The following is an 18663-nucleotide window of genomic DNA, read 5'->3' as shown; positions in this document are numbered from 1 at the left end:
TGCGGGAAGGACGTCCGATGGGTCAGACCGCCGTACTGATGATCGACATGCAGAACGCGTACATCGCCGAGGACGGCATGCGTGACGCGTTGGGCTGGCCACCGATCTGGCGGCTGGAGGAGACGGTCGCCGCCTGCGCCGCTCTGCTGGCCGCCGCCCGCGAGCAGGGGCTTCCGATCATCTACTCCCGCGGGGTCGGCAGCGCGGCAGGTCCCCTCGGGAACAACCCGCGCTTCACCCGCCTGCTCCGGCATCGCGCCGACCGCATGCCCGAGCTCTCGCCTGCCCAGCGGGTCTGGAGCCGGCAGATCATGGGCGCCGTCACGCCCCGGGCCGACGACATGGTGCTGGACAAGAGCCGTCCCAGCCTCTTCGACTACACCGAGCTCGAACCGCTACTGCGCAACCTCGCCGTGACCCGCCTGATCGTGGCGGGCCTGCAGACCAACGTCTGCGTCGAGGAGACGGCCCGTGCGGCGCTCAGCCACAACTTCGAGGTCGCCGTCCCCGACGATGCGGTCTCCACCGACGGTCCCGACCTCCACGTCGCAGCCCTCAACGCCATGCGCGTCCTCTACATCGAGGTCGCGCCGTGGAAGGAGCTCATCGCCCCGGGTGCGACGTGGGAACGTGCCTTCACCACACCCGACTACGGCCGCAATCCCGCCTACTGGAGCGAGTCGACTCAGGCCGGAAGCACCCGATAGTCGATGAATGTCGCGTGCGACGACTGCCGCACGCCGAGGTGCTGCAGCTGGACGGAACGGGTGAACCCGTCGAACAGCCGCTTTCCCGCTCCGAGCACAACCGGCGCCACGATGATCGTCAGCTCGTCGACCAGCCCGGCGTCGAGAGCCTGCCGGATGACGTCGGCGCCGCCCATGACGTTGACGTGCCCGGCCCCCGCGGCTTCCTTCGCCAACGCCACGGCCTTCTCCACGCCGTCGACGAACGTGAAGCCCGCTCCGTCCGGCTGCTCGTCCGGCCGATGCGTCACGACGAAGCACGGCACCCCCGCCGGGTTGGTGCCGCCCCAACGATCTGCCGCCTCGTACGTCCACCGGCCCGTGACGACCGCGCCGAGGCCGGCCATGACCGACTCCAACCAGGCCTGGTCCTCTCCGGCGGCCCCTCCTTCGGGAGGGGCGTCATAGGTCCACGGTCCGCCGAACACCCAGTAGTGCAAGCGCTCGCCGCCCACGCCGAGCCCCGTGCCCGGGCCGTCGTCCGGACCGGCGATGTACCCGTCGACCGACATCGTGATCCCGGCGGTCACCTTGGTCATGACTTCTCCCCCCGCGTGGTGAGCGGCCCGCTGGTCGGGCCCACATGAGACGGACCAGAGACCTGCCCACAACTCATCGGTGACCCCCGGGGACAGCAATGACCGGCGATCAGTGCTGGGTCACTGCGCGGATCAGCGGATCCCCTCCCACACAGCGCGGGTGTCGCCACGGGGGTCGTGCACCGTCTCGACCGTCGTGCCGAAACGCCGGACACAGCGCTCCTGCCCGTAGGGCTCCCACCCCGGATCACCGCTCGTCGCGAACGACACCCACGTCCGGTGCATCGCGTCGGCGAGCTCCTGCGGCGCTTCCCCGCCCGTGAGACCGGTTGTTCTGCTCAGGTTGTCGAAGACGAACCCCAGCTCGAGCGCGTGGCAGGCACCGAGCTTGCCGTCGAACGCCGCCGACGCCCAGTCGAACTCGTAGACGTACGTGCGCGCGTGCGCCTCGGCGATCCGCAGCATCGGGATGCGGAACAGCCAGTCCGTCACGACGTCGGCGAGCAGCTCACCCGGCGACGCGCCCGGTCGGACCGCCCGGTACGCGTCGAGCGCGCCGACCGGCAACCCGTACTTCGCCGCGACGGCCTGCAGCGTCACCTCGGTGGCGCCGTCCATCAGGCCGGACGGCACGATGAACAGCCGGTACTCGTCCCTGGTGGACCCCACGAGCAGGTCGACGCCGTCGGCGATGCGGGTCGTCGGCAGGTCGGGCAGGACGTCGCCGTCCACCACCGGCTCGTAGATCAGCCCGTTCACGGCGGCCTCGCCCCACCGGTCGGGGTCGGGCGCCGACTGCATCTGGACGGCGAGCTCCTGCTGCGCCTTCACCAGCCGCTGCGGAGGCACCTGCCGCAGCTCCTCGACGGGCACGCCGACCTCGTCCGCCACATGGCCCGCGATACGCACGGCGGTCGCCGCCGAGAGGACAGGGTGACGCCCGCCGCTCTGCAGAACGGCCCGCCCGAACAACCCCGTGGCCGCGGGCATCGCCAGCAGGGCCGCGATGCTCATCGCGCCCGCCGACTCGCCGAACACGGTGACGTTGCCGGGGTCGCCTCCGAACGCGGCGATGTTGTCCTGCACCCAGCGCAGCGCCGCCACCTGGTCGAGCAGGCCGAGGTTGGCCGTGCCGCCGGGAAGCAGCAGGAAGCCCTCGGCGCCGAGCCGGTAGTTGACGCCCACCAGCACCACGCCGTCGCGGGCGAAGGCCGTGCCGTCGTAGGTCGGCTGCGAGTTCGACCCGTTGACGAAGGCGCCGCCGTGGATCCACACCATCACCGGGGCGCCCTCGGCGTTCTCCGGCGCCCAGACGTTGACGTTCAGCCACTCCTCACCCGGCACGACCACAGCCGGGAGGATCCGGGCCATCGGCGGCGGGTAGCCGGGCCCCGGCACCGTCGGGCCGTGTTCCAGCGCGTCGCGGATGCCGTCCCAGGCAGGCGCCGGGGCGGGCGGGGCAAACCGGTAGGGCCCGAGCGGGGCCGCCGCGTACGGCACACCGAGGAAACGCGACACACCGTCTGCCGCCCGTCCACGAACCTTGCCCGCCGACGTCATCACTACGCGATCCATGACCGCAGTGTCGTCCTGGATGATCGGCTTCGACAGACCCCGCGAAGGTCACGGACCCGAACATCGGCTCCGGATACTGTGCGTCCGTGAATACCAGGTGACCGGCGCGACCGAGAAGTGGCGCGAAGTCGGCGACCGCGTGTACGTGCGACGCCACCACGACATGGACCTCAACGTCGGCTTGGTGGTCGGCGACGGCGCGTGCCTCGTGGTCGACACGCGGGCGACCTTCGAGCAGGGTCGCGAGCTGACCGACGCGGTCCGCACCGTCACCCCGCACCCCTGGGCAGTGGTCAACACCCATATGCACTTCGACCACAGCTTCGGCAACGCAGCCTTCCGCCCCGCGAGCATCTGGGGACACCGCCGCTGCGTGGAAGCCCTGACCGACGATGGTGAGGCCATGCGCCTCCGGCGCGTCGAGCGCTACCGGGAGGCGGGCGATGCGGAGAAGGTCGCGCAGCTCACCGCTACCCGTATCGACCCGCCCGACCTGCCGGTGGACGACACGGCAACCCTGGACGTCGGCGGTCGCCCGGTAGGGCTGCGCCACCTCGGACGCGGTCATACCGACAACGACCTCGTCGTGCTCGTGCCCGACGCGGACCTGCTGCTCGCCGGTGACCTGGTAGAGGAGGGTGCTCCACCGCAGTTCGGCGACGGGTTCCCACTGGACTGGCCGGCCACCATGGACGCGGTGTTGGCCTTGATCAGCGGCGCGGTGGTGCCCGGCCACGGCGCCGTGGTCGACCGGGCGTTCGTCGAAGGCCAGCTCGGCGAGCTGGCCCGGCTCGCCGAAGTCGCGCGAGACGGATACGCGACGGGCAGGCCGGCCGTCGAGGTCGCGCGGGACGTGCCGTACTTCGGCGAGTTCGCGCTGCAGGCCGTCGAGCGCGCCTACCTGCAGCTCTCGGCAGAGCCGGCCTGACCGGCGGCGCGGCTACGCCTCGACGAAGCTGAACAGGCGGCGGTCGCGATCGAGGGGGATCGACCGCGCCCTGAGCACGCCTGCCCCCACGGCCCATCCGGGTCTCGGCGCGGCCACGAACGCCGTCTCGGCGACCCCGGCGTCGGAGAACCACGAGCGCAGCCGTGGAGTCACGTCCGGCACGCGGGTGCTGCGCGTCCACACGACCGTCCCGCCTGCCACGAGTAGGGCCGGTACTGCGGCGATCGTTCGCGCGATGTCCTCGTCGGGGATGTTGCCGAAGATCCCGCACAGCAGCAGCACGTCCGCCGGCACCGCCCCTCCGCAGGCCGCGGTGGTGCCTGCGTCACCCTCCACCACGTCGACGGACGCCGGCGCCGCCGAGCGAGCGGCGGCGCAGAGGTCCGGGTCGAGCTCGACCAGGCGACCGGTGACGTCGGCTCCGCGGGGGTGGCTCGCCAGCACCGGCAGGACGTCGCGGCCCTGCCCGGCGCAGAGCGACAGCAGGCGCACCTGCCCGGGTGCGGTCCGATCGAGCGCCAGCCGGATCTGCTGCTGCACGGCGAGAAGTCGCTGCGACAGCGGACTCTCCGGGTCGTCGTAGGCACCGTGCCATTCGGTCCAGTCGTTCATGCGACCAGAGTGGCCGACCGAGCGCCTCGGGCCAGGCGTGATCGCCCAACGGCTCGCGTGCACCGAACATCGTCTCTTGCGTTGACGACGTTCTGCTCCTCAGTTAACCTCGTCTCGACCGAAGACGATGTTTTATTCGTCCACCACTGCGAGTCCCCAGCCCCGAGCGTGGTACTCATCAGATCGACACAGGAGGCCGGCCGGAAAAGTTGGGTGCACCATGACCGAGCACTACCTCGGCGTCATCGGCATCGCCGAAGCGCTGGGCGTGAGCCGGCACGCGGTGCACAAATGGCGCTCGCGCTATCCGAGCGATTCGACTCACCCATTCCCCGAGCCCGATGTCGACATTGACGGGGCCCCTGGCTGGCGACCCCCGCGATTGGACGAGATAATGCAGTGGCGAGAAGGCCTACCCGGCCGCGGCGCGGGCGGCGGCCGCCCGTCCGCCTCGCGTCAGGAATACCTCAGAGAAGCGGCAGCCCGCGATTTCACGAGGGACGAGGCACTGCGTGCGCTCGACGCGCTCACCGAGGAGTTCCCCGAGATGACAGAGCCCGAGATCTGCGCCTGGCTCGTCGACCATTGGCGCAGCTAGCACCTGCCCGAAAACGTAACGCAAGGAGAGGGCGATGACGCATGCCTGAAATCGGCGGCGGCACGGCAGCAGGTTTCGAGATCGTGCGTGCCGCGTTCGAGGAGAACCTGAAGCGAGACGACGAGGTGGGCGCGGCGGTCGCCGTGTACCTGCACGGCCGGAAGGTCGTCGATCTGTGGGGCGGCATCGCCGATCCCGAGCAGGACCGTATGTGGGAAAGCGACACCCTGCAGGTCGTCTACTCGACCACCAAGGCCGTCACGGCCACGTGCGCGCTTCTGCTGGCCCAGCGCGGAGAACTGGACCTCGACGCGCCGGTCGCCGAGTACTGGCCCGAGTTCGCAGCGAACGGGAAGGGTCGCATTCCCGTGCGCTGGCTGCTCACCCACCAGGCCGGGCTGCCTGCGATCGACCACCCCATCACGCCCGCCGAGGCGATCGCCTGGGAGCCGATGGTGACGGCGCTGGCAGCCCAGCGCCCGTTCTGGGAGCCGGGCACCGAGCACGGCTACCACGGGCTCACCTTCGGATGGCTCGTCGGCGAGGTCGTCCGGCGGGTGTCGGGCCGCAGCCTGGGCACCTTCCTCGCCGAGGAGATCGCCGCGCCTCTCGGGCTCGACCTCTGGATCGGGCTGCCGAAGTCCGAGCAGCATCGGGTGAGCCGGATCATCGCGGCCGTGCCCGACTTCGAGGCGCTGTCCCGGATCGATCTTGACACCCTCCCCGAGGCCGTGCGGGACGTGATGGCGGCCTACGCCGATCCGACGTCGCTGACCGTCCGTTCGCTCAGAGCCGTCACGCCCGCACTCGATCACAACAACCCCGACGAACAGCGTGCCGAGATGCCCTCGACCAACGGCATCTGCACGGCCCGCGCACTTGCTCGCTTCTACGCCGCACTCATCGGCGAGGTCGACGGGCACCGCATCCTCGAACCCGGCGTGCTGGCCGAGGCGACCGCGCAACGGGCGAGCGGCATCGACCGGATCCTGCGCATACCCGTCCGGATCGGCACCGGTCTCGGCCTCCCCACTCCCGACACGTTCTGGTACAGCCCGAGCGCTTTCGGATTTCCCGGTCTCGGCGGTTCACTCGGCTTCGCCGACCCCACAACCGGACTCGCCTTCGGCTACGTGATGAACCACATCAAGGAGGGCCCACAAGATCTCCGGGCCGCACTCCTGGTCGATGCGGTGCGCACCGCAATGAAGGGCATATGACCCGTCCCGGTGAATTCATGACCCGGCACGGCGGGATTTCCGACTCGACCTGATCGATGCCGATAGTGTGCCGTCGCCCGGTTTGGACCACAATGAATCCTCGGAGTCCACCCCAGTAGGCTGAGCAAAACGAGGGGGGCCGAACAGGCGTGCGAATGTTTGCCTTTGCATTGATTGCGGTAGTGGTGGTGCTCCTGGTCACCGCACCGGGAGCATTGCGGTCACACCGCTCACCGACGACGGACTGTGATTCCACCGCCACGAGCCGGTCGCACCACCCAACCGACGTGGCCGATCACGACAGCCGCTCCCGCGCTGATCGAGATGGGTCCAGGCTTCGGTGCGAATTCGACGGCACTCGTGACGAGCAGGACCCGTCGTGCCGTACGACGGGGTCGCTCCGCTCGCACACGGATCGGTGCGACGACGATGTGCCGGAAACGGCGTCGCACTGAGCACACGCACTCGTCGTCAGAGGTCGGCCGCGAGCACGTCGTGACTGGCGAGCGTCATCTCCTCACGGAACTCCCGCACCACGGCCGACTCCGGGCCGGGCCTCCAGAGCATGATGAGGTCGGCGCTGACGTCGGTCAGGGGCACGAAGCGGATGCCCGCCGGTTGCAGGAGTGAACTGTACGAACGAACCAGTACCGAGACGGCGAGTCCCGCGGCAACCGTGGCGAAGATGTTCATCAGAGTGGCCGATTGCAGTTCCGTGGCTACACCGGCCGCCCGCAACTGCTCGGTGAGCCATTGATGCCCGATCGGCTGCACCGAGCGGTCGAAGAACACCACTCGCTCACCTGCCAGGTCCCCGATGGTCGCTCTGTCCGCTCCGGCCAGCCGGTGCCCACTGGGCACCACCAGGCAGAGCGGTTCGGTCATCAGGACGCGGTGCGCCAGATCCTGCGGCGGCGCGACTATCCCGTTGAAGGCGACGTCGATACGCCCTTCGCGCAGGGCACGGTGCTGTTCGTCGTCGGGCAACTCCGTGACCGTCGTCTCGACCCCGGGGTGGCGTCGACGGAAGGCAGCCAGCCCGCTCACCAGCATCATCGGTGACGTGCCGGGCAGCACGGCGATCCTCAGGCGCCCGACCTGTCCGACCGCTGCGCGATGAGCGGCGTGAACGACGTCGTCCGCTGCGGCCAAGGCACGTCGGGCAGCAGTGACCACCTGCTCACCGGCAGCGGTGACCTGCAGCCGCCGACCCGACCGTTCGAACAAGGTCAGACCGAGGCGCCTCTCGAGGGTTCGCAGTTGCCGGCTCAATGACGGCTGCGCCACATGCAGCCGGACCGCCGCTGCACTGACGCTCGACTCGTCGGCAACGGCGACGAGTGCGGCAAGCAGCCGCAGCTCGACACCGGCACCCGAAGCCGTCGATGGCTTATTCACCTCCACGATATTAGCGCGTCGGCGAAGTCACGGACGCCGAAAGCCGGGACTGTCCAATCAGCGGGATGGTCGATTCCGCGGCGCCCCACGGAATAGTTTTCCGCACCTTACCCGACCGGCCGCCCAACGGGGCGGACACTTCACGGAAACATCACACGGATCAGTAATTCCGTGAAACCGAATTCGTCAGGTTCTCGTACTGGCCGCTGATACCGGGCCGTTTTCCCGGTCGCCGGACCGGTCAGGGTGGTGCGCTCGACGCATCGCGCCGCGACACCCGGTCCACCTCGGTCCGGACGGGTGCCGAGCCGTCCGAAATGACCTATTGACGCCGCCCCGCGCCTCGGTCACGCTACATCGACTCGTCGCCGGACGAGTGTCCGCGCAGCGGACACCTACCGACACCAGGAGCTCCAATGGCGCGGCCGACCGGTGGCGTGGACGCGACGAGCACTTCGGGACCGAGCCGGCGGACGTCCGCGGCGGCGATCGCCGTCGGGTTCACGGCACTCTGCCTGTCGTACATGCTCAACGCGATGGACCGGCAGGTCTTCTACCCGCTGCTGCCGGAGATCCGTGAGGAGTTCGCCTTCTCGCTCGACCAGGCCGGGCTGCTGGCCACCGGCTTCACCCTGGGTCTCGCACTCACCGGACTACCCGCCGGATATCTGCTCGACCGGCTCTCCCGCAGGATGATCGTCGTCATCAGCGTGGTCGTCTACTCGCTGGGCACGATCGCCATCCCGTTCGCGGCCGGCTTCGCGGACATGGCCGTGTACCGGCTCCTGAGTGGCGTCGGCGAGGGCGTGCAGGCCACAGCCATCTACGCGATCATCGGCGCCTACTTCTTCCACCGCCGCGCCTTCGCCGCTGGTTTCATCGGTCTCGCCTTCGGCCTGGGTGTGTTCCTCGGACCGCTCATCGGGCAGAGCCTGGCCATCGCTGGTGGTAGCTGGCGAAGCCCGTTCCTCATCTTCGGTGCTGCGGGCTTGGTAATGGCCGTCGTCCTGCTCGTCACGGTGCCCCGGGCGATGAGCGAGGCCGTGGCAGGCCGGGACAACACCGCCGACACCGCCAACTACGATCACGTTCCCGCGAGCCCCTACAACCGCAACGCTCTCGCTCTGGCAGCGGCATCTGCGGTGTCGGGACTCGTCTTCTACGGATTCCTGGGGCTGTATCCGACGTTCCTTCGCGAGGAGCTCGAGTTCGGAGCGGGACAGGCCGCCCTCGCCTCGGCGCTCGTCGGGTTCGGGGCGATGATGGCGCTTCCGGTGGGCTGGCTGGCCGACCGCGTCGACCAGCGTCTGCTCCTGGCCGTGGGATTCGTCGGCTCGTCGCTCACCGCACTCGCGGCGTACCAGCTGGCAGAGGGAGCGGCCGCCCAGTACGTACTCGCCTTCCTCATGGGCACCTTCGCCAGCGGCGTGCTGTTCACCAACTGCACCACCGCGCTCCAGCGAGCCGTGCGACCCGAGCACGTCGGGCGTGGGGCAGGCCTGTTCATGCTGGCCTACTACGTGGCCGCCGCTGTGTCCGGGCTGATCTTCGCGCGCCTCGTGGCCGGCATGGGCTGGCAGGGCGCGGGCCTCGTCCAGCTCACGCTTCTCCCGCTCGTCGGCCTCGCCGCGCTCGTGCTGGTGGACACCCGCCGGATGATCGTGCCGCCACGCCAGCGGACCGGATGACGCCGCTCAGATCTTGCGCGCAGGGTTCCCGCCCCACCTCTCATAAGGCGGGACTTCTTCGCCCTTCATGAGGAAGGAGTCGGGCTCGAGAACGGACCCGCCTCCCATCGTCGTGCCGTAGTGGACGAAGGCACCGACGCCGAGTGTGCAGCCGGAACCGATCGTGATGCGGTCGGACTTGAAGGCGCCGTCCTCCTGGGAGTGGCACTGGATGACCGACCCGACGTTGAGGGTGACGTCATCGCCGATCGTGACCGGCGTCTTCTCCACGATGTCGCAACCGTCGTCGAAGAGGCGTTTCCCCAGCCGTACGCCCAGCAGGCGCCAGATCACACTCTTGAACGGCGTGCCGTTGAAGATCGGGAAGTTCGCGGGCACGGACAGTTTCCAGAACCGCTCATGCCGCCAGAAGGCGACGTCGTAGATCGAGCAGCCCTGGGGCCTCACCGTCACCAACGACGTGACGGCCCGTGCGACCAGCACGAAGTAGACGACCGTCCACGCGATGACCACCAGCGACGCCGCTGCGATCGCCGACGCACCGAAGCCGTCGAAGAGGTCCACGGCGGCCATGCCGAGCAGGACCACCCCGAGGAAGTACACCCAGCCTGCCAGGAGAAACAGCCCGATCGTGACCAGGTTGTGCCGGTTCTTGGCGGCCAGGCGGCGGCGCAGCTCGTCCCGGCTCGTGAGACCGAAGTCGGCGTCACGCCGCACCGTCCGCGGGATCTCGAAGCTGGGCGAACCCAGGAGCCCGACCCCCTCCCGGATCCTCCCGTCGAGCGGAACCATCACCTTCGTCGCGAGGAGGCAGTTGTCACCCGTCCGGCCCTGCGCCGGATAGGCGATCTTGTTCCCGAGAAAGTTGTGCGCCCCGATCGACGCTCGCGAGATGCGGAACGACGTGCTCGAGAAGTCGGCATTCATGATCGACAGCCCGTCCGCGACCATCGTCCCGCTGCCGACCGTGCTGAGGTACGGACTCTCGTGCCGCACGTCCAACCCGAAGTTCGATCCGGTCTGCTCGACCTCGGGCAGCTTGTGCCCGACGCGGAGCAGGTAGTTGACGATGTAGGAGCTGTCCCCGAAAAGAATCGTGAAGAGCCTGATATTGGTCAGCCGGGCGATCGTGTAGTGGACCCAGTAGTGCACGCCGTACAGGCAGTAGACCTTGCCCGGCTTGATGGTGAGGTTGAGCAGGCGCGGGAGGGTGACCACGACGAGGAGTCCGACGAGCAGGGAGCCGAAGAAGAGGACCGCCGAGCCGATCAGCGCATCGAGGTAGAACACCGTGCTCGTGAAGGCCAGCGGCCCGGAGTCCAGGAGTGTCGCGAGGTTCGGGAACTCGAGCAGGAGCATGGCGACCCCGCCGATCAGCAACGGCAGGCCGACGAACAGCAGCCCCGCCACCTGCAGGCCGGCATAGACGCCTCTCCGCAGAGACGTGCAGCCGACCGGCTCGACCGTCCGGTAGTCCACCTCGGTGCGCTGCGCGGGCGACCCGTGCCAGTGTTCACCGTCGGGCACGGCCTGTCCCGAATGCAGCGAGGAGGCATGGCCGAGCTGGGTGCCGTCGCCCATCGAGGACTCGATGTCGATCACCGTCGACTCGCCGACGAATACGTCCTTTCCAATGGTGACGGCGCCCGTCCGGATCACCCCGGCCTCGGCTCGGTAGCAGTTGAAGAACGAGTCCTTGCGGATGACGGTTCCGTCACCGACGGTAAGCAGATCAGTGCACACCGGAAAATTCCGGGAAAAGATCACGACGCCGCGTCCGACACGCGCACCGAGGGCCTTCAGGTAGAGCACGTAGAGCGGCGAGCTGGCGCTCGTGCGTGTCCGACCGCCGGCGACGAGGAGCAATGGATTCGCCCGCACCAACGTCTTGACGATCCAGAAGCGCACATATGCCGGACTCCACACACGTATCCGCTGAGGCTTCCAGCGGCCGATGAGCACCCACTTCGCCACTATCGGGAGGATGGACAGTATCAGGAAACCGATAGCGCCCAAGAGAGTCGCACGTAGGTAGATATCCAGCAGGCCAGGGGCGGTGGAGATCCACTCGTACCCGCGTTCGAGAATGTACGCGGCGAGGTAGGCGTAACCGACCAGAACCAGGAACTGCACCACGCCACACATGACGTATCCGAATGAACCGACCGGGCGCAGCCGCGCCACCTCCGCCGTAGGCAGCGACTCGAGCGCAGAAGGAGTGGCCGGCACTGCAAGCGCTTTCGCCAAACCGCGGATCGTCGGATGCGCATAGACATCCTGCATCGACACGGCGGGGAGATCGTCCTGCTTTCTGACCTTCGCGCAGAATCGAGCCATCACCATCGAGTCGGCGCCCAGGTCCTCGAAGAAGTTGCTGTCCGCCGACACCTGCTCGACGCCGACTACGCCGGCCAGCACCTCGGCAAGTTTTTCCTCGACAGGGGCGGGTTCCGGTGCTGCGAGCGCCGTCACCAGCTCGCGGATCGTGGGGTGCTCGTAGATGTCCTTCATGGAGACGTCCGGGAGCTCGGGCCGCTTCCGCACTCGCGCGCAGAACTGCGCCATCACCATGGAATCGGCGCCCAGGTCCTCGAAGAAGTTACTGTCCGCCGACACCCGCTCGACACCCACGATGCCGGCCAGCACCTCGGCGAGATCCCGCTCGGTACCGGCCGTCGCACCGGTGACCCCTTTCCGGATCTCCGTCATTGAGGATTCAACTACGGATCCGAGCGGTGTCTCGACATATTCTCCCACGAAGGTGAGCCCCCTAGATCACGAGTGTATGGACGGGAAAACGCACGATAAGTGCGAGGGAATTCATCCCACGGGCGAGCCGGGGCCAAGAATCCGGAAATGCCGCGATCCGATTAGCGACTCCCCGTGTCGATCCCGACCCGTGGACGTGGTATCGACTCTCTCATTCGATTCGCCGCTGCTCCACGAATCGCCAGGCCAACCGGAGCCTGTCCCGAGAATCCCCGCGGAGACGTTCGAATATTCCGTCACAGCCAGGTTGTCGACCATATCCATTGCCGGCCTTGCTCCCCATGTTCAGCCATGCTCACACGCCCCACCGCATATGATGATCAGCGCTGGCGCCACTGAGAGCGCGCCCGTTATGGCGCGCAGAACCAGATTAGTGGTGGGCGACGTCCGACTGTCAAGCGCAGGTCAAGCCCGGTGGAACCACATTTTGCCAAGGCTGCGCCAATCACGCTCTGCAGGCAGCGGCAATTGGGGCAGCCTTTGTGCGCCAGGCGCCGGATGGATCTTGGAACTATTCCGCCATTCGCCGGGGAACGAGGCCACCTGGGACGTGACCGAACTGTTGCGATGCCGACCACGGTGATCCGGTGGGAGCGGTGCCGATCGTCATCTCGCCCGTTCGCGCGGCAGCGCCGCATCGGCCCGGACGCGGGCGGCCGCGCCTGTCGAGGTGGCAAGGGCGTACGTGTGCGCGATCCCGCAGGTCAGGATCGTTGTGGCGCTGCGTAGCCGGCGCGCTGGAGATCCACGGGAGATCGGGCGAGATCGGCGCGACCTCCGCCGTCGTGGCGGCTGCGGGCACCGTGATCGGCCGAGGCGACGATCCGAGATCGACCGCGGCGGGCGGAGGCTGCTCAGCTTCGCCGTACCGCCGAGGGTCCATCCGGCGGTAGTTGAACCTACACACGAAGCCCTCCCACCGTTACGCGATCTGGGCGGAAGCGGGAGACCCGTCTGGCCGACAGACCGTTGAGAGCGCGACTTCCGGCGTCAGCGTCCATGCTGTGGTTTTCTCAGCGACCGCCGAGATCGGTATCCCCGACCCGCCCCTCGCTGGCCTCTTCCAGCGACAACCCCTGGGTCTCGGGGCCGAACCACACCGTCGCGGCCATGATCACGTACATCACGCCGACCATGACGAACACACCGACGGCGCCGGTCGCGTCGGCGACGGCCCCGGCCACCAGCGGAGCGATCGACGCGGCCAGCAGGAACACCGTCACCATCGCGCCGGTGCCGAACGCCCGCACCCGTGTCGGGTAGAGCTCGGGTGCCCAGATGAAGGTCGTGGTGTTGAGCAGGATGAACATCAGCTGAAGCAGGCCGCCCAGCACGAGCACCATGACCAGGCTCGACGAACCGGCGAGCGCCCCCGCGACGACGACCGCGACGAGTGCGCCGTAGCCGAGCACCACCCGGCGCCTGAACCAGTAACCGAAGGCGGTGGCCAGCAGGGCTCCCAGCAGCCCGCCGACGTTGATGAACATGGTGTAGACGAGCGCTGTGGAGATTTCGAGGCCGCGGGAGACCAGCAGGGTCGGCATGAAGACCGTGACGGCCACCTGCGCGCCGAACGTCATCGCCGACACCACCCAGATCACCAGCGTGTTGCGAGCCAACCGGCCCTCGAACACCTCGGCGAGCCGCACCCGTTGCCGGGGTAGCCGCGTGCCCTCCGGCCCGCCGATGTACCTGGTGGCTTTCATGCCGTGCACGGCGCGCAGCCGGTTCGCGGCAAGCCTGGTGAGCACCTTGTTCGCGTCGTCGACCCGGCCCGCCACGAGCAGGTAGCGGGGCGACTCCGGCAGGAACCAGCGGTAGACGAACACCAGCAGCGCGGGGATGGCCAGCACCCCGAGCAACCAGCGCCATGCGACCTCGGGGCCGCCCAGCGCCGACTCCAGCGGGCCGAGCATGAGGGCGGCCAACGCGGATGAGGCAAAGATCCCCAGGCCGCCGCCCGCGACGTTCACCGTGGCCACCGCGGCGCCCCGGAACCTGGTGGGCATCAGTTCCGCGACGAGGGTGAGCGCCGTGTTCGTCTCCCCGCCGAGTCCGATCCCGACGATGAACCGGGCGGCGAGCAACCAGCCGAAACTCGGGGAGAACGCGGCGAGCAGCGCGCCCACCGTGTAGAGCGCGAAGTTGTAGGTGTAGGTCACGCGCCGCCCGTAGCGATCGGCGGTGACACCGGCTATCAGCGACCCGATCGCCATGCCGGCGAACGTCAGAGTGGTCAGCAGACCCACCTGGACGTGGGACAACGACCACTCGCTCGCGATCAGCGGCGCTGCCAGGCCGACGTTGTACTCCTCGATCGCATTGATCAGCGTGCCGACCGCGACCAACACCACTACGAGTACGTGGGCCCGCCGGAACGGGATGCAATCAAGCGACGAGGCCAGCTCCTGGCCGGCCCGGTCCCTCAATTCACGGGATTCCTTCGACGAGGCCGGGTTCGTCATGAGGGCGCCCCGGAGCTACCAGCAGGTTGTCGACGACGAATCAACCGCTGTGCCCTCCTCCGAAACGAGCCCCCGAAGTCCGCCCCTGGGTCAGCCCAACGCATCACCTGCCCCGGGCAATCCACCCGAAGCAACTAACTGCCTCCGATTTCGCAGCTTTTGCTCCTTCGGGCAGGACCGGTAGCCGGTTCGGACGGCTCGTTCTTCGGCCGAGTGGAGCAGCGGCAGGAGCAGGTGCCCGTCAAGTGCCGAAATCCACGTCGAGGGCGCCGAGAAGCAGGCGGGAGATTCAGCGCCGGACCGGAGAACCCTCAGGTGCCGTTCTCGCCCGCGCCCTTCTTGCCGTACGCGCGCAGCACGGCGCGACGGATGCCCTCGTAGCCGGTGCAGCGGCAGAGGTTCGAGCTCAGCAGCCCGTCGAGACGCTCGGGGTCCTCGGCGATCGCCGGCTCCTCCTCCAGGGCCCCGACCACGAGCATCACGAACCCGGCGGTGCAGAAACCGCACTGCAGCCCATGCTCGGCGGAGATCGCCTCCTGGAAAGCGTGCAGCCGGCCGTCCGCCGCGAGTCCCTCGACCGTACGGATGTCGCGGCCCGCGCACTGCACCGCGAACATCAGGCACGAACGCACGCCCTCGCCGTCCACCAGGACGGTGCACGAGCCGCAGACTCCGTGCTCGCAGCCGAGCTTGGTGCCGGTGAGGCCACAGTCGTCGCGCAGCACGTCGGCCAGCACCCGCCGCGGCTCGACCGTCACGTCGTACGCGGTCTCGTTGACCGTGAGGCGTATCGGAGTGCGCCCTGTCATCGTTCCGCCCGCCTCTCGCCGTTGACCTCGCTGTCCTCGCGTGCCTGCGTCAGCGCCCGCCGGACGAGCACACCGATCGCGTTCCGCCTGTACTCGACCCCCGCGTGCGGCTCCGGAAGCGGAGCGGCAGCTGCCACGGTGAGTTCGGCGGCCCGCGTGAACACATCCGGCTCGGCGTCCCGGCCGACCAGATGACGCTCCGCGTCATGCGCGCGCATCGGGCGATCGGCCGCCCCGGCCAGCCCGAGCCGGGCGCCGGTGATCACGCCGCGCCGCAGTGCCAGCACCGCCACAACCGCGACCTGGGCGAAGCTGGCGTGTGTGCGGTGCTGCTCGCAGAAGCCGACGCCGACCACGTCCGCCTCCCCGACGGGCCCCGGCAACAGCGGGAGCCGCACGGACGTCAGGATCTCGTCCGGCTGCCGCGCCGTCCGGAAAGGACCGAGGAAGTAGTCGCCGGCCACCATCGTGCGAGTGCCGGCGGGCCCGGTCAGCTCGATCGCGGCGTCCAGGGCGACGGCCGTGGCGCACCATTCGGACGCGGGATTGGCCCAGGCCAGGCTGCCGGCCATGGTGCCGCGTGCACGTACCGGCGGGTGCGCGATGAACGGGCTGACCCTGCTCAGGAGCCGGCCCAGAGCCCCCGGTGCCACGCTCGGTGTCTCGAAGGCACGGTGCCGGGCGAGAGCACCGACGCGCAGCGCGTCACCGTCCACCGTGATCGCATCGAGGCCGCGCACGTTGTTGATGTCGACGAGCAGGGCGGGCCGCTCGCGGCGGTAGTGCATCTCCAGCACCAGGCTCTGGCCACCGGCCAGCACGCGGGCCGTCTCTGGTCGCTCGGCGAGAGCAGCAACGGCGTCGGGGAGCGCGGTCGGTGCCACGTAGTCGAAAGGTGCGGGTTTCATCGCACGCCCACCTCCTGCCGGCCGCTCGCCATCCAGCACGCCTCCGGTGTCAGCGGAAGCTGGACGCCACCGATGTCCGTCTCCGCGGTTCCGGTGCCCGTGGCCGACGGTCCCAGCGCGTCGATCACGGCGTTGACGATCGCGGGGGGCGTGCCGATGCATCCGGCCTCACCCGCGCCCTTGGCACCGAGCGCGCTGTTCGGGTTGGGCGTGACGGTGGTGTCGAGAGTGAGCGGTGGGAGCTCACCGATCGTCGGCAGCAGGTAGTCGAGCAGGTTGTCGGCCTGCGGCCTGCCCTCGTCGTCGAAGGGCATCTCCTCGTACAGCGCCTGCCCGAGCCCCTGCACGATGCCCCCGCGCGTCTGGTCCTCCACGATCTGGTGGTCGATCGCCACGCCGCAGTCGTCCACCGCGACGAGGCGCAGCACGCGCACGTTGCCCAGCTCCCGGTCGACCTCGACCACGGCCACGTACGCGCCGAACGGGAAGGCCGCCGGGCCGTCGTAGACGCCCTCGACCCGCAGCGGTTCGGGCGAGGCGTTCGCCAACTCCCCGAGCGTCCAGCTGCGCTCCCCGGTGCTGACGACGCCGTTCGCGTAGTCGGCGTCGCCGCCTGCCGGCTCGACGGCGCGCCGCTTCGCCTCCGCGATCAGATCCCGCGCTGCCTGGTGCAGGGCCGCGCCGCCGACCTGCATCGACCGGCTCCCGAACGTACCGATGCCCTGTGGCACCTCGTCGGTGTCCGCCTGGACGAGGGACACGTTGTGCGCCGGGATGCCGAGAGTGCGGGCCACGAGCTCGGGGAAGACGGTCTCGTGACTCTGACCCGTGGAGCAGGTGCCGATGCGTGCGGTGACGCTCCCGTCGGGCTCGACGGACAGGGCCGCCCACTCGTTCGCCATGGGCTTCTGTTCGAGCCCCGAACGCTCCGCGAAGCTGCAGATCCCGACGCCGAGCGGCCACTCGCTGCCCGACCGGCGACGCCGCTGCTGCTCCTCCCGCCAGTACGCGTAGTCGACCAACTCCAGCGCCCTGTCCAGTGCCAACTCGTACTGCCCGCTGTCGTAGCGCCGGCCGGTCGGTGATTCGTACGGAAACGCCTCCGGCGGGATGAAGTTGCGCCGCCGCAGCTGCGCCGGATCCATCCCGAGCCTGCGGGCGAGAAGATCGACCGTGCGCTCCACCGCGTAGACCTGCTCGGGGCGCCCCGCGCCGCGGTAGGGCGCGGTGGGCGTGGTGTTGGTGACCACGGTGCGGATCCGGGCATGGACCATCGGGGTGCGGTACACCCCACCTGCGGCCTGCCCGGTCTCGGCGTTGAAGAACCCCCCGGTCGGGTAGCCGCCGATGTCGGCGTCCACCTCGAGCGACAGTGCGAGCATCCGGCCGTTCGCGTCGGCCGCGATGCGCACCCGCTGGTTCTGACCTCGCCCGTGCGTGGCGCCCGGCAGCGTCTCGGCGCGGTCCTCGAGCCATCGGACCGGCCGGCCGAACTGCAGCGCCAGCCGCACCACGGACAGGTACTCGGGGAACGTGCCGCTCTTCGCACCGAAGGCTCCGCCGCTGTCCGGCACGCGCACCCTGATCCGCTCGGCGTCCAGTTCCAGCGCCGTGGCCAGGTCCTGGTGCAGCCGGTGGGGCGCCTGGTGGGAGACCCAGACCGTCAGCCGTCCGTCCGTCTCGGGCACGGCGAGGATCGCACGGGGCTCCATCGGTGTGGGAGCCAGCCGCGGCTGCCGGTACACGCCCTCGACGACGACGTGAGCCTGCTGCCACACCTCGTCGGGAACGGGATCGCCGAACTCCATGTCGGAGACGACGTTGTCGACCTCGTCGAAGAGCCAGGTGGAGGACGCTGCGGCCGCCCCGGGGTCGACGAGCACGGGCAGCGGGTCGATGTCCACCCGCACGGCGTCGGCACCGTCCTCCGCGAGGTAGCGGTCGGCGGCGAGGACGACGGCCACCGGCTCCCCGACGTAGCGCACCCGTCCGTCCGCGAGCGCCGGGACCCGACGCATGTCGGGCCCACCCGTGGGACGGAACGGCGGCACGTAGGTCAGTTCGTCGCCCAGGTCGGCCGCGCTCCACGCGCCGAGCACCCCGTCGACCTCGGCCGCCGCGCTCGTGTCGACGCGGAGCAGCCGCCCGTGCGCGACCCTGCTGCGCACGAATGTGACGTCGAGGCAGTCTGCGACGTCGAGGTCACCGACGTAGCGGCCCGCACCGGTGATCAGCCGGGCATCCTCCCGTCTCCCCAGGATCCACGACTGCGCTCCCTCGGGAACGTGGGTGGTGGTAGGGGGCGGCGACACCGGAGGCTGGACGGGTGTACGGCGCTCAGGAAGGTCGCTCACTCGCTTCAGACTAGGCCTCTCCGGAGGGGCGAG

General features: G+C 69.1%; 14 protein-coding genes. 5 read left to right on the top strand and 9 right to left on the bottom strand.

The window, feature by feature from the left end:
• Nucleotides 1-17 precede the first annotated feature (17 nt).
• Nucleotides 18-707 (top strand): cysteine hydrolase family protein, encoded by a 690-nt coding sequence (locus MMF94_RS13630; RefSeq protein WP_241036745.1) that lies wholly within the window; start codon nucleotides 18-20, stop codon nucleotides 705-707.
• On the opposite strand, the gene MMF94_RS13625 is transcribed toward MMF94_RS13630, so the two are convergent.
• Together MMF94_RS13625 and MMF94_RS13620 are read right to left on the bottom strand one after the other, a co-directional pair.
• Nucleotides 686-1285 carry a dihydrofolate reductase family protein gene (locus tag MMF94_RS13625; RefSeq protein ID WP_241036744.1) on the bottom strand — a complete coding sequence of 200 codons (600 nt, stop codon included), beginning with the start codon at nucleotides 1283-1285 and terminating at the stop codon, nucleotides 686-688. The genes MMF94_RS13630 and MMF94_RS13625 overlap by 22 nt on opposite strands.
• A 132-nt stretch (nucleotides 1286-1417) precedes the next feature.
• The gene (locus tag MMF94_RS13620; RefSeq protein WP_241036743.1) at nucleotides 1418-2860 is read right to left on the bottom strand and encodes a carboxylesterase/lipase family protein; all 1443 of its coding nucleotides are present in this window, start codon (nucleotides 2858-2860) and stop codon (nucleotides 1418-1420) included.
• Between the two features lie 97 nt (nucleotides 2861-2957).
• On the opposite strand from MMF94_RS13620, the gene MMF94_RS13615 reads away from it, so the two are divergent.
• A complete protein-coding gene (locus MMF94_RS13615) occupies nucleotides 2958-3788 on the top strand; it encodes an MBL fold metallo-hydrolase (protein WP_241036742.1) in 831 nt (276 codons plus the stop codon).
• A 12-nt stretch (nucleotides 3789-3800) separates the two neighbouring features.
• Here MMF94_RS13615 and MMF94_RS13610 read toward each other — a convergent pair whose 3' ends face one another.
• Complete coding sequence (locus tag MMF94_RS13610; protein WP_241036741.1) at nucleotides 3801-4421, bottom strand: hypothetical protein; 621 nt, start codon at nucleotides 4419-4421, stop codon at nucleotides 3801-3803.
• Nucleotides 4422-4641: 220 nt separating this feature from the next.
• Here MMF94_RS13610 and MMF94_RS13605 point away from each other — a divergent pair, with 220 nt between their 5' ends.
• Together MMF94_RS13605 and MMF94_RS13600 are read left to right on the top strand one after the other, a co-directional pair.
• Nucleotides 4642-5019, top strand: coding sequence for a hypothetical protein (locus MMF94_RS13605; protein ID WP_241036740.1), 378 nt, complete (start codon nucleotides 4642-4644; stop codon nucleotides 5017-5019).
• A gap of 41 nt (nucleotides 5020-5060) precedes the next feature.
• A complete protein-coding gene (locus MMF94_RS13600; RefSeq protein WP_241036739.1) occupies nucleotides 5061-6239 on the top strand; it encodes a serine hydrolase domain-containing protein in 1179 nt (392 codons plus the stop codon).
• Nucleotides 6240-6710: 471 nt separating this feature from the next.
• On the opposite strand, the gene MMF94_RS13595 is transcribed toward MMF94_RS13600, so the two are convergent.
• Nucleotides 6711-7637, bottom strand: a complete 927-nt coding sequence (locus tag MMF94_RS13595) for a LysR family transcriptional regulator (protein ID WP_241036738.1) — start codon at nucleotides 7635-7637, stop codon at nucleotides 6711-6713.
• Nucleotides 7638-8053: 416 nt separating this feature from the next.
• Between MMF94_RS13595 and MMF94_RS13590 the strand changes: the two genes are divergently transcribed.
• Nucleotides 8054-9325, top strand: a complete 1272-nt coding sequence (locus MMF94_RS13590; protein WP_241036737.1) for an MFS transporter — start codon at nucleotides 8054-8056, stop codon at nucleotides 9323-9325.
• Between the two features lie 6 nt (nucleotides 9326-9331).
• Here the strand turns inward: MMF94_RS13590 and MMF94_RS13585 are convergent, their stop codons facing one another.
• The 5 genes from MMF94_RS13585 to MMF94_RS13565 form a co-directional block, all read right to left on the bottom strand.
• Nucleotides 9332-12034 (bottom strand): Pls/PosA family non-ribosomal peptide synthetase, encoded by a 2703-nt coding sequence (locus tag MMF94_RS13585; protein ID WP_241036736.1) that lies wholly within the window; start codon nucleotides 12032-12034, stop codon nucleotides 9332-9334.
• A 1073-nt stretch (nucleotides 12035-13107) separates the two neighbouring features.
• Nucleotides 13108-14523, bottom strand: coding sequence for an MFS transporter (locus MMF94_RS13580; RefSeq protein ID WP_241036735.1), 1416 nt, complete (start codon nucleotides 14521-14523; stop codon nucleotides 13108-13110).
• Nucleotides 14524-14870: 347 nt separating this feature from the next.
• The gene (locus tag MMF94_RS13575) at nucleotides 14871-15368 is read right to left on the bottom strand and encodes a (2Fe-2S)-binding protein (protein WP_241036734.1); all 498 of its coding nucleotides are present in this window, start codon (nucleotides 15366-15368) and stop codon (nucleotides 14871-14873) included.
• Nucleotides 15365-16276: an FAD binding domain-containing protein gene (locus MMF94_RS13570; protein WP_241036733.1), complete on the bottom strand. Its 912-nt coding sequence runs from the start codon at nucleotides 16274-16276 to the stop codon at nucleotides 15365-15367. The genes MMF94_RS13575 and MMF94_RS13570 overlap by 4 nt, the downstream gene beginning before the upstream one ends.
• Nucleotides 16273-18630 (bottom strand): xanthine dehydrogenase family protein molybdopterin-binding subunit, encoded by a 2358-nt coding sequence (locus tag MMF94_RS13565; protein ID WP_241036732.1) that lies wholly within the window; start codon nucleotides 18628-18630, stop codon nucleotides 16273-16275. Before MMF94_RS13565 ends, MMF94_RS13570 begins: the two co-directional genes overlap by 4 nt.
• Nucleotides 18631-18663 lie beyond the last annotated feature (33 nt).

The organism is Pseudonocardia alaniniphila (genome assembly GCF_022524485.1).
GTDB classification, from domain to species: Bacteria; Actinomycetota; Actinomycetes; order Mycobacteriales; family Pseudonocardiaceae; genus Pseudonocardia; species Pseudonocardia alaniniphila.
The sequence above is the reverse complement of the archived record's forward strand: the minus strand, read 5'-3'. Positions and strand labels throughout refer to the sequence as shown.